The organism is Pseudenhygromyxa sp. WMMC2535, from assembly GCF_011083025.2.
Genome location: NZ_JABJWV010000001.1, coordinates 4256348 through 4270893 on the forward strand (window position 1 = coordinate 4256348; position 14546 = coordinate 4270893).

Annotated in this window: 11 protein-coding genes; 7 read left to right on the top strand and 4 right to left on the bottom strand. The window is 71.7% G+C overall.

All coding sequences use genetic code 11. The annotated features are described in order from the left end of the window. Nucleotides 1-87: 87 nt before the first annotated feature. Nucleotides 88-4533, bottom strand: coding sequence for a tetratricopeptide repeat protein (locus G6O69_RS41585; protein WP_172304504.1), 4446 nt, complete (start codon nucleotides 4531-4533; stop codon nucleotides 88-90). A gap of 125 nt (nucleotides 4534-4658) precedes the next feature. Here G6O69_RS41585 and G6O69_RS16770 point away from each other — a divergent pair, with 125 nt between their 5' ends. Together G6O69_RS16770 and G6O69_RS16775 are read left to right on the top strand one after the other, a co-directional pair. After that, nucleotides 4659-5960 carry an HD domain-containing protein gene (locus G6O69_RS16770; protein WP_172304505.1) on the top strand — a complete coding sequence of 434 codons (1302 nt, stop codon included), beginning with the start codon at nucleotides 4659-4661 and terminating at the stop codon, nucleotides 5958-5960. After that, nucleotides 5960-6655: a tRNA-uridine aminocarboxypropyltransferase gene (locus tag G6O69_RS16775; protein ID WP_172304506.1), complete on the top strand. Its 696-nt coding sequence runs from the start codon at nucleotides 5960-5962 to the stop codon at nucleotides 6653-6655. Before G6O69_RS16770 ends, G6O69_RS16775 begins: the two co-directional genes overlap by 1 nt. Here G6O69_RS16775 and G6O69_RS16780 read toward each other — a convergent pair whose 3' ends face one another. Then, a complete protein-coding gene (locus G6O69_RS16780) occupies nucleotides 6656-7651 on the bottom strand; it encodes a succinylglutamate desuccinylase/aspartoacylase family protein (RefSeq protein WP_346017057.1) in 996 nt (331 codons plus the stop codon). A gap of 70 nt (nucleotides 7652-7721) precedes the next feature. On the opposite strand from G6O69_RS16780, the gene G6O69_RS16785 reads away from it, so the two are divergent. The 5 genes from G6O69_RS16785 to G6O69_RS16805 all read left to right on the top strand — a co-directional run bounded on the left by G6O69_RS16785 (nucleotide 7722) and on the right by G6O69_RS16805 (nucleotide 13548). Continuing rightward, on the top strand, nucleotides 7722-8336 hold the full coding sequence (locus G6O69_RS16785; protein ID WP_172304508.1) for a hypothetical protein: 615 nt from the start codon (nucleotides 7722-7724) through the stop codon (nucleotides 8334-8336). A gap of 60 nt (nucleotides 8337-8396) precedes the next feature. Further along, the gene (locus tag G6O69_RS16790) at nucleotides 8397-9428 is read left to right on the top strand and encodes a fatty acid desaturase (RefSeq protein ID WP_172304509.1); all 1032 of its coding nucleotides are present in this window, start codon (nucleotides 8397-8399) and stop codon (nucleotides 9426-9428) included. Further along, a complete protein-coding gene (locus tag G6O69_RS16795) occupies nucleotides 9425-10087 on the top strand; it encodes a hypothetical protein (protein WP_172304510.1) in 663 nt (220 codons plus the stop codon). Before G6O69_RS16790 ends, G6O69_RS16795 begins: the two co-directional genes overlap by 4 nt. A gap of 306 nt (nucleotides 10088-10393) precedes the next feature. Beyond that, nucleotides 10394-12082, top strand: coding sequence for a DUF1592 domain-containing protein (locus G6O69_RS16800; RefSeq protein ID WP_255216363.1), 1689 nt, complete (start codon nucleotides 10394-10396; stop codon nucleotides 12080-12082). 2 nt (nucleotides 12083-12084) lie between these two features. Further along, nucleotides 12085-13548: a DUF1552 domain-containing protein gene (locus tag G6O69_RS16805; RefSeq protein ID WP_172304512.1), complete on the top strand. Its 1464-nt coding sequence runs from the start codon at nucleotides 12085-12087 to the stop codon at nucleotides 13546-13548. Nucleotides 13549-13590: 42 nt separating this feature from the next. Here the strand turns inward: G6O69_RS16805 and G6O69_RS16810 are convergent, their stop codons facing one another. Both G6O69_RS16810 and G6O69_RS16815 read right to left on the bottom strand, forming a co-directional pair. After that, the gene (locus G6O69_RS16810; RefSeq protein ID WP_172304513.1) at nucleotides 13591-13833 is read right to left on the bottom strand and encodes a hypothetical protein; all 243 of its coding nucleotides are present in this window, start codon (nucleotides 13831-13833) and stop codon (nucleotides 13591-13593) included. An 80-nt stretch (nucleotides 13834-13913) separates the two neighbouring features. Next, nucleotides 13914-14507 carry an HAD-IA family hydrolase gene (locus G6O69_RS16815; RefSeq protein ID WP_172304514.1) on the bottom strand — a complete coding sequence of 198 codons (594 nt, stop codon included), beginning with the start codon at nucleotides 14505-14507 and terminating at the stop codon, nucleotides 13914-13916. Nucleotides 14508-14546 lie beyond the last annotated feature (39 nt).

The window sequence follows — 14546 nt, forward strand, 5'->3', positions numbered from 1 at the left end:
CACCACGGGCTCCCAGTGTGCGCCCGAGTTCGAGAAAAGAGCAGCGAGGTCGCCCCCGCTGCTCTTTTGCTTGGCTGCGCGCTCGGCTCAGAGGTCCCGCATCAGCCGCTCGACCTCGGCCCGCCCAGCGGCGTTGCCCGGGGCGAGCTCGAGGTAGGACTCGAGCGCCTTCTTGGCGTCGGGCCGGCGACCGAGCTCGTAGTAGCTCTCGCCGAGGCGGCGCCAGGTGTCGATCAGCTGGCGCTGCTGGGCGTTGTCGATGGCGTTGTCGATGCCGGCCTGGAGCGCCTTGACGGCGGCGCGGTGCTTGTTGGCGTCGTTGTGCAGCCGGCCCTCTTGGTAGTAGGCCTCGAACAAGCCGGAGTCGAGCTCCTGGGCTTTTTGGAAGTTGGTCACGGCCTTGTCGCGCTTGCCGAGGTCGCGCTGGGCCATGCCCAAGGCGAGGTAGGCGTAGCCAAACTCGTCGGTCTGGGCGACCACGGGCTCGATCAGCTCGATGGCCTTCTTGGCCGCGCCCTCGTAGGCGTAGAGCCGGCCGAGGAGGGCGGCGGCCTGGAGGGCGTTGGGGTCGAGGTCGATGGCCTTTTGGTAGTGGGCGCGGGCCTGGTCCGGGCGGCCGTTGTATTCGAGGGCCTGGCCGTGCCACAGCTCGACCTCGGGGTCGCCGTCGCGGCTCTGGGCGGCCTCGATCTCCGTGAGCGCGCCGGTGTAGTCGCCCTCGTCGAGGAGCGCGCGGCCGAGCAGGAGGTGGGCGCGGCTCGAGGTCGAGTCGCGGTCGAGGACCTTTTGGGCGAGGATCTTGGCCGGCTCTGGCCGGCTCTGGGCCAGGCGCAAGGCGGCGCCGGTCAGCAGGATCTCCACGGAGGCGCCGGGGGCCTCGAGGCTCGAGCCGAGCAGCTGCTCGAGCTCGTCGAGCTTCTTTTGGCGCAGGAGCACGCGCCCCAGGGGCGCGGTCAGGCCGGGGTAGCCGCCGGTGCGCTCGTGGAGCTCGAGCAGCGCCTCCTCCTCGGCCTCGCGGCGCCCGAGCGCGCCGAGGATCTGGGCGCGCAGGAGCTGGGCCGCGTTGTCGCCGGGGTTCTCCTCGACGGCGCGGTCGATGGCGGCCAGGGCCTCGTCGAGCTTGTCGGTCTCGCGCAGGATCTCGGCGCGCAGGCGGCCGAGGACGGCCAGCGGGGCGCTCGCGCGGGGGTCCTCGGACAGGGCCTGGAGGGCCTCGCGCTGCTCGTCGAGCAGGGTCAAGGCGCGCTTGGCCTGCTCGGCCTTGAGCAGCAGCATGGCCTCGCGGACCGTGGCGTCGATGTAGAAGGGATCGAGCTCGCGGGCCTTGGCCCAGGCCTTGCGCGCCTCGGCGACGTTCATGGTCAGGGCGTAGACCTGGCCGCGGAGGTCGTAGGCCTCCGGGTCGGTCTGCGCGGCCTCGCCGAGGCCGTCGAGCATGGTCAGGGCCTCACCCTTGCGGTCGCCGGTCTCGATGGCCACGCGGACCTGCGCCTTGATGGCGAGGGGGTCGCCGGGGTGCTCTTGCTGCATCAAGTCGGCGTCGCTGCGCGCCGAGGCCAGGTCCTGGTTGGCGATCCACAGGTCGATGCGATCGATGCGGGCCGCGAGCAGGCTGGGGTCCGCGGCCAGGGCCTGCTCGAGCAGGCGCAGGGCCACGTCGTTGCGGCCCTGCTCCCGGGCGATGCTGGCCCGGGTGCGCAGGAGCTGGGCCTTGTGGGCGCTGCTCACCGGCCCGGTCTGGATGCTGTCGCCGAGGCTGGCCGCGTCGGCGAGGCGGCCGTTGGCGAACAGCGCGTCGAGCAGCGCCTCCTTGGCGGCGATGTGATTGGGGTGGTCGTCGGTGTGCTTGCGCAGCGCCGCGAGGCCGTCTTCGGGGTTGGCAGCGACGCGGGCCTCGAGGATCACCAAGGCCGCGGCCAGGTCGTTGGCGCGGGCGGTCTTGGCCAGGTTCGCGGCCGTGCGCGCCTCCTCGGGCTTGCCCTGGGCCTGGAGCACCCACGCGCGATAGAGCTGGCTGCGCGGCTCCTCGGCGCCGAACTTGGCGAGGGCGTCGTCGAGGCGGCCGTTGGCGAGCAGGGCGAGGCCGACGAGGCGGGCCACGTAGGGCTCCTCCATGGCGCCGTGGGGTTCGAGCAGCTCCGCGGCCTTGGCCAGGCGCTCGGCGTCGGGGCCGTAGCGCAGGTGCAGCAAGAGCGCGGCCTCGGCCTGGGTCAGGGGATCGGGGGCGCCCTCGAGGGTCTGCACGTAGGCGGCGGGGGAGTCTTGATCCAGCTTGGCCAGGAAGGTCTCGGCGCGCTCGCCGAGGGTGCCGTCGAACTCCTGGGCCGAGCCGTCTTCGCCCTCGTCGCCGGAGCCCTGGGCGGGCGGCTGATCCGGGCCGGTGTCGCCGCCGATCAGGCCGAGCTCCGTGGCGGCGAAGAAGCCACCGACGCCGAGCACGGCCAGGCCGAGCACGCCGTAGACCGCCCAGCGCATCGCGCCGGGCTTGCTGGGTTTGCTCGGCTTGCTGGGCTTGCTGGGCTTGGTCGCGCCGGTCTTTTGCGCGGCGGCCTCGGGCTGCTCGCTCGGCTCGGCCGGCTGCTCGTCCGCGCCTTCGCCCGCGGGGGCGGCGTCGTCGTCGAAGTCGAACTCGACGTCTTCGTGTTCGTCGATCGGGGTCGGGAGGATGTCCGCCGGGGTCGGGAGGACATCGGCGGGCGTCGGGAGGACGTCGGCCGGGGTCGGGAGGACGTCGGCCGGGGTCGGGAGGACGTCGCCCGGGGTGGGCAGGTCGTCGAAGTCGTCGAGCTCCGGGAGCTCGAGGTCACCGCCGAGCTCGGGGGCCGGGAAGTCGTCGACGGGGGCCGGGAAGTCGTCGACCGCCACCGGCAGGTCGGCGCTGGGCATCGGCAGGTCGTCGAAGCTCAGGCTGTCGTCGAGGCCCGGACTGGGGAGATCGGACTCGGGGAGCTCGAGGTCGAAGCCGGCGCTGGGCAGGTTGAGGCCGCTGTCGGCCGCGCCCACGGGGGCGGGCAGCTCGGGGCTGCTCTCGCCGAGGCCGGGGCCCTCGACGGGGGTGAAGAGCGGCTCGTCGGGGGGCTCGGGGGCGGCGGGGGTCAGCGGCGGGCGGCCGGGTGCGCGGGGCGGCTGGCCGGGGGCGCGAGGTGGCTGACCGGGGCCGCGCGCCGCCGCGGGAGGCTGGCCCGGCGGGCGCCCGGGAGGTTGACCGGGCGCGCGCGGGGGCAGGCCCGGCGGGCGCCCAGGAGGGGCTCCCGGCGGGCGAGCGGCGGGCGGCTGGCCCGGGCCGCGAGCGGGCGGGCGCCCGGGCGGCTGGCCGGGGGCGCGGGGCGGCTGGCCCGGGGCGCGGGCGGAGGGCGGCGGCTGGAGCACCGGGCGATCCGCGGGCGGGCCCGAGAACTCGAGCTCGAGGGTCCCATCGGGGGGCGCGAGCGGCAGCTCGAGGCCGTCGTCGTCATCGTCGCTGGGGATGGGCAGGGCCAGGGAGTCGTCGGGGGCGAGGGTGGGGGCGTCGACGTCGAGGCCCTCGATCCCGCTGGGCGCGAGGTTGTTGGTCACGGCGCCGCGCTGCATCGCGGCCTGGGACTCGCTCGGCGGCTCGATCTCGCCGAGCTCGAGGCCGACGCTGTCGCCACCTTCGAACTCGAACTCCGGGACGGCGCGGCTGCGGACGCCGCTGAGCCCGGCCGGGTCCTCGTCGATGAACTTGGTGGCGTCGCCAGAGGTGATCGAGCCGAGCTCGGGGACCTCGTCGGGGCGACCGGTGAAGAAGGGGTCGTCCTTCTCGAAGGTGCCGGACTCGCCAAAGACGCCAGACTCCTCGGGATACACGCCGCTCGCGAAGGCCTGGCTGGGCGGGATCGTGGGCGTGCGCGGGGCGCTTGGGGTCGAGGGGGCGCTGGGCAGCGGTGGCGCGCCGGGGGGCGGCTTGGCCCCGGTCGCCGGCTTGATGATCGGCGGCCGGCCCCCAGGCGCGCCGATGGGTGGCGCGCCGATGGGTGGCGCGCCGATGGGTGGCGCGCCCGCAGGCTTGGGTCCTGCGCTCGAGGGCCCGGGAGGGACGCCAGGGTTGAACTCGGGCGGCGTCGGGAGGATCGGCGTGTCGTCGTCGTCGTCGACGGGGAAGGGCAGGGCGTCGTCGTCGTCGTCGTCCGTGGGGAAGGAGATGCCGCTGTCTTCTGGAGCAGGAGCTGGGGCCGCCGCCGCCGAGGGGGAAGCGAGCGGGCTCTCGTCATCGTCGTCGACGGGGAAGGGCAGGCCGCCGTCCTCGGGCGCCAAGGTCAGGTGGGTGCTGCTCTCCATGCTCAGCCCCGGCATGCCGAACAGGGTCTTCGACGGCGTGCCTCGCCCGGAAGGGGGCGGTGGCGGCAGCGATGAGCCCATGGCCGGCGGGGGCGGCAGGGGCGACGCGCTGTCGTCGTCGTCATCGAATGGCGAGGGGTGCAGGCCGGTGTCGGCGCCGCAGCGAGGGCAGAAGGGCGGCACCTTGACCTTGGTGTCGTCGATCTTGTGGCCGCAGTTCGAGCAGGTGAACATGGCGTGGGGATCTTGCGTGTCCGTCGAGCGCTGGGTGCGGTGCGGACGCGCAGGAGCATAACATCGACGGCCCGTTGGCCCATGTCCAGGGGATCCAGCGGCTCCCGGGGGGTATAAGGCGGGCCGTGATTCTGCGTGATCCCGTCCACGGCCTGATCTCTTTCGCCCCCCGTGCGGGGGGGGCGAAGGAGGCGGCCTGCCGCCTGCTGATCCGGCTGATGGACACCAGCGAGGTCCAGCGTCTGCGGCGAATCCGGGCCCTGGGCCTGGCCTGCCTGGCCTTCCCCGGCGGCGAGCACTCTCGCTTTGCTCACGCCGTGGGCTCGGCCCACGTCATGAGCCGCTACCTCGAGCGCGTGCACTCCCTGGCCGACGAGCTCCCGGCGCACGATCGCCTCGACGCGCACTGGGAGGCCATCGGCATGGCCGCCGCGCTGCTCCACGACCTCGGCCACGGACCCTTCTCGCACACCTTCGAGACCCTGCTCCCCGGGGCTCGCGCGCACGAGCGCTGGACCTCGCAGATCATCTTGGACCCCGACACCGAGGTACACGCCGTTTTGCGGGACTTCGACCCTCAGGCCCCCGCGGCGGTCGAGCGGCTGATCCACGGCGAGTGCCCGATCCGCCACCTCGCCCGCGCCGTGTCCGGCACCTTCGACGTCGATCGTTGCGACTACCTGATGCGTGACAGCCACATGACGGGGGTGCGCTACGGGCTCTTGGATCTCGACTGGCTGCTGGCCTCGCTGCGCCTCTATCTGCCCGAGGGAGCGAGCGCCGCGACCTTGGCCGTCGACGGCGCCAAGGGGCTGACGGCCGTCGAGGGCTTCTTCCTGGCCCGGCTCTACATGTATCGCCAGGTCTACCTGCACAAGGCCGTGCGCTCGGCCGAGGTCGTGGTCCGGGCGCTCTTTCGTCGCTTGCTCGCGCGTCACGCCGAGGGCGAGCGCGAGGTCCCGGGTACACCCGCGGCCCTGGCCGCGCTGCTGCGCGGGCGCGAGATCTCGACGGTCGACTACCTCAGCCTCGACGACTCCCTGCTCGAGGCCGCCATGTGGCATTACGCGCGCAGCGCGGACCCGGTCCTCGCCAGCTTGGCTGGGGCGATGCGCGACCGCAGGCTGTTCAAGAGCGTCAAGCTGCGCGACGACGTGGACGACGCCGAGGTCCACGGGCGCATCGATCCCCTGGTCCGCGAACTCGGCCTCGACCCCGAGTACTTCACGGCCACGGACCGCGTCTCGGTCAAGGCCTATGTCGAGGACGAGGCCCTCGTCGTGCTCTCGGGCGGCGGCGTCGAGAGCCTGCGCTCGGCCTCGCCGGTGCTCAACGGCCTGGCCAGCGAGAGCTTCGTGTCTCACCGGGCGCTCTTCCCCGCGTCGATCCGCGCGTCCGCGGCCGCGGCTCTGGAGGACCTGCGCTGATGGGCCAGCGACGCTTCGTAGCCGAGCGCTGCCCCGACTGCGGCCTGCACGCTCACCTCTGCGCCTGCGCCGAGCGCCCGCAGATCACGCTGGGCACCGAGATCGTGGTCCTGCAAAACAACCGCGAGCGCAACAAGCCCACGAACACCGGGCGAATGATCCCCCAGCTGCTGACCCACTCGCAGCTCGTCTACTACGGCGCGCGCGACGAGCCGTGGCGAGGGGAGGTGCTCGCGCGACCGGGCCGGGAGGTCCTGCTGATCTTCCCGCGGGTCGACGACCCCGAGGGCCCGAACCCGCGCCCCGCCCCGAGCCTCGACGCCGCGTCCGCCGCGAGCTTCGCGGGCAAGCCGCTGACCTTGGTGCTCCTCGACGGGACCTGGGCCCAGTGCTCTCGCATGAGCCGGCGGGTGCCCGAGCTCGCCGCGCTGCCGGCCTGGGGCCTGAGCGAGGCGCCGGGCTCGGACGGCGGGCACTGGGGCGTGCGCACGGCCTCGGAGCCCGGGCGGCTGTCGAGCTTCGAGGCCGCGATCCGCCTCGTCGAGCTCTTCGAGGGCCCGGCTCCGGCGCTGCGCATGCAGGTCTACTTCGATCTGATCGCCGCCCGCATGCTGCACATGAAGGCCAAGCTGTCCGCCCCGGAGGTGCCCGGGGCGTGGATCGAGGCTCGCGCGCGCCGCTTTGGTCAGGCCTGATCAGGCCTGAACCGCCTGGACCTCGCCCTCGATGCCCAGGTGGATGATCCGCGAGCCGGTCTGATTGACCGGGTGGACCGAGCGCCCGATGATCACGCCGTCCTCGGGCGCGAAGTACTCCTCGAGCATGTCGCCGAAGATGTCGCGGACCCGGCCGACGAGCTCGCCTTTGCGCACGTGCTGGCCGAGGTCCGGGAGCACCTCGAGCACGCCGCCGACCTGGGTATACATCCAGTAGGAGCGCTCGCAGACCACGGTGCTCGGGGGCTCGGCGGGGGGCGTGGTCGGGCGCAGGCCGAGGTGCTCGAGGGCGTTGAACACCCCCTGGGTGCTCTCGCGGATCAGGGTGTCCTGGAAACGGTTGGGGTTACCGATCTCCACGGTGATCGACTGGACGCCGCTGTCCTGGGCCGCGCCGCGCAAGGTGCCGTCTGCGCCGGTGTTGTGCAGGACAATCTGCGGGTTGAGGCAGCGGGCCAGCCCCGCGGTCACCGGATTGGCGAGGTCGGCGCGAACATAAAAGGTGTTGATGCGCCCAAAGCTGGCCGTGTGCAGGTCCAGCAGGTAGTCGAGGTGACAGACGACCCGGGACATGAAGCGGTGGCAGTAGACCTGCGACATGGTGCCGTCGCGCTTGCCGGGCATCATCCGGTTGAGGTCGTAGCCGTCGTTGAAGTGCCGGGTGTTGTTGAGGTAGCCGGGAACATTGACGACGGGGACGGCGATGATCGTGCCCCGGAGAGCGCGCGGATCCACGGCCTCGATCACGTTTTGGACCACCCGCATGCCGTTGAGCTCGTTGCCGTGGATGGCCGCGGTGATCCCGACGGTCGGGCCTTGCTCCTGGCCGCGGAGCACGACCACGGGGACCGTGATCAGCCCGCCGAGGCCGTTCCCGACCATGGACAGGCGCAGGCGCCGGGCGCTGCCGGGCTCGACATCCCTGGGATCGAAGGACTCGACGATCTGGACGAGGTGCTCGCGATGGTTGCTCACTTCGCGATGCTCTACTCGCGCCGCGGTGCCTTGGCCATGAAAATCGACCTCGGCGCTCGACTGTGGCAACGTGAGCCTGGTGTACATCCCTGGTGAGAGCCCCTTCCACGTGCGCGGAATCGCCTACTTGGGCATTCACGACGACGTTCAGGCGCGGGTCCCTGGGGGCATGCGCAGCGTCGCCGGGGCCCTGCCCGAGGGACCGCATCGCAACTTCGCGCTCCAAGAGTTCGACGCCGACGAGTGGTACGACGCCCTCCCGCTGCGGCCGGTCACCGAGGTCGCGGCCAAGCTCGCCCGCCTCCCTTGGGAGGACTCGGTCGCCGAGCGAGCGCGCGCGGCTGCCCGCCGCGACCTCACCGTGCTGCGCCGGGTCTTCGTCCGCGCCGCGGGCCTGGGCAAGGTCGTCGAGCGCCTCCAGGAGGCGGCGCTCGAGTACTTCGACTTTGGCGAGACCGAGACCTCGGAGAGCGCCGAGGCCGGGGGCACGCGGCTGGTCTTTCACGGCGTCCCCCAGCCCCTGGGCTCGTGGTTTCTGCCGATGATCAGGGGCTACGGCGCCGTGTTGATCGAGACCGCCGGCGGGCGGGAGCCCAAGATCGCCGGGCGGCTGATCCCCAAGGGGCGCCACGGCGACGGCATGCAGCTCGTCGACGTGCGCATCGATCTCGAGTGGCGGCGCTGAGGGCTGCGGGCAGATTCGCGCGGATTTGCTCACTGGGCGGCGGTGGGCGAAAAATGCAGCGTGTCGGTCGATCCCCGCCACCGTCCCATCACGGCGCGGCTCCTGCTCGAGTCCTTCGTGGGCTTGCTGGCGCTGGCGGCCGCGCTGCTCGCCGTCGACAGCCTGGGCACCGGGCGCGCTGGCGCCTTTGGTGACGCGCTCGCCGAGCTCGACGCGCGCGCGGCAGGGTTCCCGGGGCTGAAGCGCACGGCCCTGGCCGTGCTGATCGCCGCTCAGGGTTGCTGGCTGCACCGGCTCTACGTGGTCGCCCACGAGGCCTCGCACCGCAAGCTGTGGCCCGAGGATCCGCGGCTCAACGACATCCTCGGCCAGCTGCTGCTCCTGCCGCTGATGCTGCCCCTGCGGATCCATCGCAAGATTCACGCCTTTCACCACGGCCACAACCGCCGGGATCATCGGACCTCGGCCCTCGACACCTTCGTGGTCCGCGGCCGCGCCTCGGCGCCGCGCCGGGCGTGGTGCTGGCTGCTGTGGCTGGTCGCCGTATTTGGCGGGGGATGGTTCATCCACTCGCTGATCTCCGTGGTGCTCTTCTTGGCCATGCCCCTGCCCGTGGCCCGGCGGATCTCTCCGGCCTTCAAGGGCTGGCGGACCACGGACCAGCTGCGCTCGCTCGCAACCTTTGGCCTGGGCGTGGGCCTGCACCTGAGCGTGGGCCTGACCCTGGGCGCCCGGGCCTGGGCGCTGACCCTGGGCGCGCCGCTGCTGGCCTTCGCCTGGATCTACTCGGTCTTGGTCTACATCTATCACTACGACACGGACTACGGCCCGGACGTCCGCTTTCACGTCCGCAGCCTGCGACCCAACCGCCTGGCCTCGTGGTGGCTGCTCAACTTCAACGAGCACGCGACCCACCACCGCGCGCCCAAGCTGACCTGGTATCAGCTCCCGGAGCACCGCGAGGCGCTGCCGCCCGAGCACCAGGGCAACCAAAAGGTCGACACGATCCTGGGCGCGATCCTGCTTCAGCTCCGCGGCCCGAAGATCATCGAGCGCGCAGAAGAGCCCGCGCCCGGGGAGCAGGGCCGATGATCGAGCTCGAGCCGGGCGCACGCCTGCGCCGCGGGGGACGTGGGGATCTCGACGCGCTCCTGGCCATCCGCGCTGGCCTGCCCATGCCCCGGGGGGCGCGGACCCGCAGCGGCGGCTTTTTGCTCGGCAGCGACCCCGCCGTCTACGGCCAGCTGCTCGCGGGCGGGCGCGTGTGGCTGCTCGAGGTCGCGGGGGAGGTCGTCGGCTTCAGCGTGACCTTGGACGACGCGGCCCTGCGCCGCTCGGCGCTGTGGGACCGCCGCGAGCAGGTCGACTGGTCGCAGGGCCTCGACCCCGAGGCGCTGCTCGGCTCGCGGATCGCCTACTTCGATCAGCTCGCCGTGCTCCCGGACCGCCGCAACCGCTACTGGGGAGTGTTCCTGGCCGTGCGCGCCCTCGATGAGCTGTTCGCGGACCACGACCTGGTGCTGACCACGACCGTGGTCGAGCCGATCGTCAACGATGCCGCGCTCCCGCTGCTGGTCCGCGCCCACGCCCGGCGCCTGGGGGTCATCGAGGAGCGCTACCCCGAGGTCGGGCGGGTGTGCTCGGCGATCCACCTGATCGACGCCGCTGGCTACCAGGCCGGGCTCGAGGCGCTGCGGGCCCGGGTCTCGCCGCGCGGCCGCGGCTCCCTCGATGCCGTCGCCTTTGGCTGAGGGCCCAGGCGCGGCCTGTTGGACCGTGTCCTTGGCGTGACCGTGTTCGCACATTGGATCATTGGCAATCAGGAAATGAGAGTGTGCCGATAGTTTACTGGGCGTCTTCAATGGACCGAGCCAAGAATGGCCATGAGATCGAAAGTCGATGATCTTGGCAACTCCGGAGGCCTGGGATGGATCGTGCGCCTCGGGGGTGGGTGGGGACGCCAGACCCCGATGGGCCAGGGAAGGTCCAAGTCATGGTCGACCTCACCGACCTTTCTGATTGCACCTGATGCGCGATCACCCTAGGGTCGTCGCGTGATGAATTGGATGACGAAGCGCCCCGTCGCGCTCGCAGGCCTTTGTTTGTTCGCGCTGCCGGCCTGCACGCCGGGCGGGGGCGAGGGCCAGGGAGACGACGTCGGTGAAGAGGGCAGCGAGAGCGCCGGCGAGGACCAGGGCGAGGACGACGCGGAGCTCGTCGAGTGCGAGGCTCCCCACGATCCTGGCCCGGCGCCCCTTCGTCGGCTGACCGGCAGCCAATACAACAACACGGTCCGCGACCTCTTCGTCGGCGCCGAGATTCCCGAGCAGACCATCTTGGTGGATCCCCTGGTCGCCGGCTACGAGAACAACGCCGAGGCTCAGACGCCCTCGGCGCTGCTCATCGAGCAGTACCAGCGGGCGGCCGTCGCGGTCACGGCCGCCGCCATGGTCACGCCCGAGGCGTGGCTGCCCTGCACCGACGACGGCGGCGCCGATCCCCAAGGCTGCGGTCATCAGCTGATCGCAGACTTCGGGCGCCGGGCCTTCCGCCGGCCGCTCGACGCGGCGCTCCAGGCCACCTACGAGGGCTTCTTCGACGAGCAGCTGGCCGCCGAGGACTTCCGCATCGCCGCGCAGCTGACCTTGCAGGCGATGCTCCAGTCGCCGCAATTCATCTACTTCCTGGAGTCGGGAGCGTCGAGCGGCTCGGACGTCCTCACCCTCGACGACTACAGCATGGCCACGCGCCTGTCCTACTTCTTGTGGGACACGATGCCCGACGCCGAGCTGTTCGCCGCGGCCGAGGCCGGCGAGCTGACGAGCGAGGCGGGGCTGCTCGCCCAGACCGAGCGCCTGCTCGCCGACCCGCGCGCGCGGGCGGCCACGGTCAACTTCTTTCGTCAGTGGTTCGACCTCGACTCGATCGAGCAGATCGACCTCGACGTCGCGACCTACCCGAGCTTCACCCCCGAGCTCAACGCGTCCATGCGCGAGGAGCTCGAGCGCTTCGTCGAGTGGGTGGTCTTCGACAGCGAGGGCAGCTACGCGCAGCTGCTGACCAGCGACCAGACCTGGGTGAACCCCGAGCTGGCCGCGATTTATGGCGTCGCCGCTCCCGGCGAGGACTGGGCCCTGGTCGACCTCGACGCCTCGCAGCGCGCCGGCGTGCTGACCACGACCGGCTTCTTGTCGAGCCGGGCCCACGCGGTCAACCCCTCGCCGGTCCAGCGCGGCGTGTTCGTGCTCGAGCACCTGCTGTGCCAGCCGCCGCCCTCGCCCCCGGGCAACGTGTCCACCGAGGTCCCCGAGGACGAGCCCAGCGAGCCCAAGACCAACCGCGAGCGCTACCAGGCGCACACCACGGATCCGCTGTGCCAGGGCTGCCACCAGAACATCGACGGGATCGGCTTCGGCTTCGAGCACTACGACTCGCTGGGAGCCTGGCGGGACCTCGACAACGGCTTCCCCGTCGACGCCAGCGGTGAGCTCTTCGGCAGCGACGTCGACGGACCCTTCGACGGGGCCGTCGAGCTCGCCGAGCGCCTCGCGGTCAGCGAGGTCGCGCAGCGCTGCGCCGTGAACAACTATCTGCGCTGGGCCCTGGGTCGCTCGCCGACCCTCGACGACCTGTGCTTCGAGGCCGACATCGACGCGGCCTTCATCGAGAGCGAGGGCGACCTCCAGACCCTGGTCCTCGAGATCGTCCTCAGTGAGGCCTTCCGCACCCGCAGGAGCGAGGGATGAGCATGTCCAACAACCGATTCCGCGCCCGTCGTCACCTGGCTCGCGCCCAGGCGCGCCGCACCTTGCCCCGCGAGGGCATGAGCCGCCGCAACCTCATGCGCGCCCTCGGCCTGGCCGGGAGCGCCGCCTTCTTGCCCTCGCTCGCGCCTCGGACCGGGCGCACGGCCATGGGCGCGCCCAAGCGCCTGCTGATGATCGTCACCAGTCACGGCACGGTCTACGACAACTGGAAGATGCGGCCCCAGGGCCAAGACGAGGTCAGCGACTGGGAGTTCGACCTCACCGGCCTCGCGCCCGAGGAGTTCAGCACGATCCTCGCGCCCTTCCACGCCGTCCGCGATCGCACCTTGATCCTCGACGGCCTGGCCGCCTGCCCGATCGGCGTGGCCGGCATCAACGAGCACGAGGCCGGCCACGTCGCCGCGCTCACCGGGACCATCGGCCAGGAGGTCGAGAACGCCCTGGCCGTGGCCACCGGCCCCTCGATCGACCAGATCATCTCGCAGGGCATCGCCACGGCCGGCCAGTACCCCTCGCTCGAGTACAGCGTCGGCGGCTGGCCGGTGAGCTTCGACAACCTCGGTCAGCCGATCCCCTACGAGGTCGACGTCTTCGAGGCCTACAACCGGCTCTTCCCCGGGGGTGCCGACCCCGAGGCGATCCCCACCGAGGCCGACCGCATCCGCGCCGCCCAGCCGAGCGTGCTCGACCTCGTCGGGGACCAATACGACGCCATGGTGCCCAAGCTCTCGGGCGAGGACCGGATCAAGCTCGAGCAGCACCGCGACCTGATCCGCGCCCTCGAGCTCCAGCTCGACGGCCTCGCGGCGATCGAGTGCGACGCCCCCGAGCCGCCCAGCGGCCTGCCCGACTGGGCCACGGCCGAGTACCCCCTGGAGATGATTCAGGCCTACCTGAACATCGCCAAGATCGCCCTGAGCTGCAACCTGGCCCCGGTGATCACCCTGCGCGCGGACACCATGTTCAACGCGACCCTCGGGGCCCCGGCCGGAGACATCCACAACGACTTCGCCCACGGGGTCGAGGACTCGGACGAGGCCAAGCAGGTGATGACCGCCTACCACCGCTTCCACGCCGCCTGGATCGCCCAGCTCATCGACGAGCTGGCCGCGACCCCGGACCTCGACGGCAGCCTGCTCGACGACACGGTGGTGGTCTGGGCCAACGAGCTGTCCTCGGGCAGCCACGACTTCAAGCGCTGGCCGGTGGTCATCGCTGGCGGCGACAGCCACTTCTCGCTGGGCCGCTGGGTGCGCTGGGCGCCCACGGATGTCCTCGCGGGCGCGTGGAGCAGCCACGACATCGGCCCCGCGCACAACAAGCTGCTGGTCAGCCTCGCGCAGGCCTACGGCCTGAACATCGACTCGGTCGGCGCGACCTCGATGCCTGCGGCGGGAGGCGGGAGCATCGACTGCACGGGGGCGCTGGACCGGCTCACGAGCTGAGCGAGCGCTGCGTTCCACGCCCGAGCGGAGCGGGGTCTGGTCTCAGGCCTCGCTCTTTTGTGTCCACTTCGAGACCAGCGCGCAGGCCTCGGCGTGCTTGGGGGATTGCTTGGAGACGCGCACGGTCTGGGCGACCTCGAGGGGATCGAGGTCACCCCCGAGGGCGATGATGATCTTCACGTCGCCGCGCTCGATGTGGGCGCTCAGGGCCTCGCGCATGGCCGCGGCCTCGGCCGGCGTGCCACGAAAGTCGAACTCGCTGAAAGAATCACTCGTCGCTGCCATGGCGCGATCCTAGCAGGGCTGGGTTCCACCACGCTCTAGGAGCCCGTGACCCACCCTCGCAGCCTGGGCGGCGCCCTCGCTCAGCCGAGCAGCCCTCGCGCGCACAGCTCCGCCCGCAGCCTCGCCGCGTCGTGAAAGCGCAGCGCCGGCATGCCCACGGCCTTCGCCCCGGCGCAGTTGCTGGCCTGATCGTCGACGAACATGCACGCGCCCGGCTCCCGACCCAGGGACTGCGCGGCGCCCAGATAGGCCTGGGGATCGGGCTTGCGCACGCCCGTGTCGCAAGACACGAAGCTCCAGTCCAGGTAGCGCGAGAGCCCGAGCCGAGCCTCGATCAGCTCGAACCACCGCGGATAGTTGGACAGGGCGTGCATCTCGACCCCGGCCTCGCGCAGCTCGTCGAGCAGGGCTTCGACGCCGGGCAAGAAGCGGTAGGCCTCGGCCATGCACGCGCGCAGGCCCGCGAGGTCGAAGGCGCGCGCGTCGGCGAAGTAGCAGGCGGCGAGGCCGTCTTCATCGAGCTCACCCCGCTCGAAGGCCGGCCAGGCGTGGGGGGACTTGGCCGCGAGCAGGGTGTCCATGTCCATGGCGAAGAAGGCGGGGACCTCGACGAAGAAGGGGTCGTGGACGAGGGTGCCCATGACGTCGAGGAGCAGCACGGGGGGAGCGGACATGGGCGAGGATGGTCGCAGACGAAAAGGGGCCCGTGCCAG

Excerpts from the sequence above, each read along its gene's own strand:
- G6O69_RS41585 (WP_172304504.1), bottom strand. The coding sequence starts at position 4,533 with ATGTTCACCTGCTCGAACTGCGGCCACAAGATCGACGACACCAAGGTC.
- G6O69_RS16775 (WP_172304506.1), top strand. The coding sequence starts at position 5,960 with ATGGGCCAGCGACGCTTCGTAGCCGAGCGCTGCCCCGACTGCGGCCTG.
- G6O69_RS16795 (WP_172304510.1), top strand. The coding sequence starts at position 9,425 with ATGATCGAGCTCGAGCCGGGCGCACGCCTGCGCCGCGGGGGACGTGGG.
- G6O69_RS16800 (WP_255216363.1), top strand. The coding sequence starts at position 10,394 with ATGAATTGGATGACGAAGCGCCCCGTCGCGCTCGCAGGCCTTTGTTTG.
- G6O69_RS16805 (WP_172304512.1), top strand. The coding sequence starts at position 12,085 with ATGTCCAACAACCGATTCCGCGCCCGTCGTCACCTGGCTCGCGCCCAG.
- G6O69_RS16810 (WP_172304513.1), bottom strand. The coding sequence starts at position 13,833 with ATGGCAGCGACGAGTGATTCTTTCAGCGAGTTCGACTTTCGTGGCACG.
- G6O69_RS16815 (WP_172304514.1), bottom strand. The coding sequence starts at position 14,507 with ATGTCCGCTCCCCCCGTGCTGCTCCTCGACGTCATGGGCACCCTCGTC.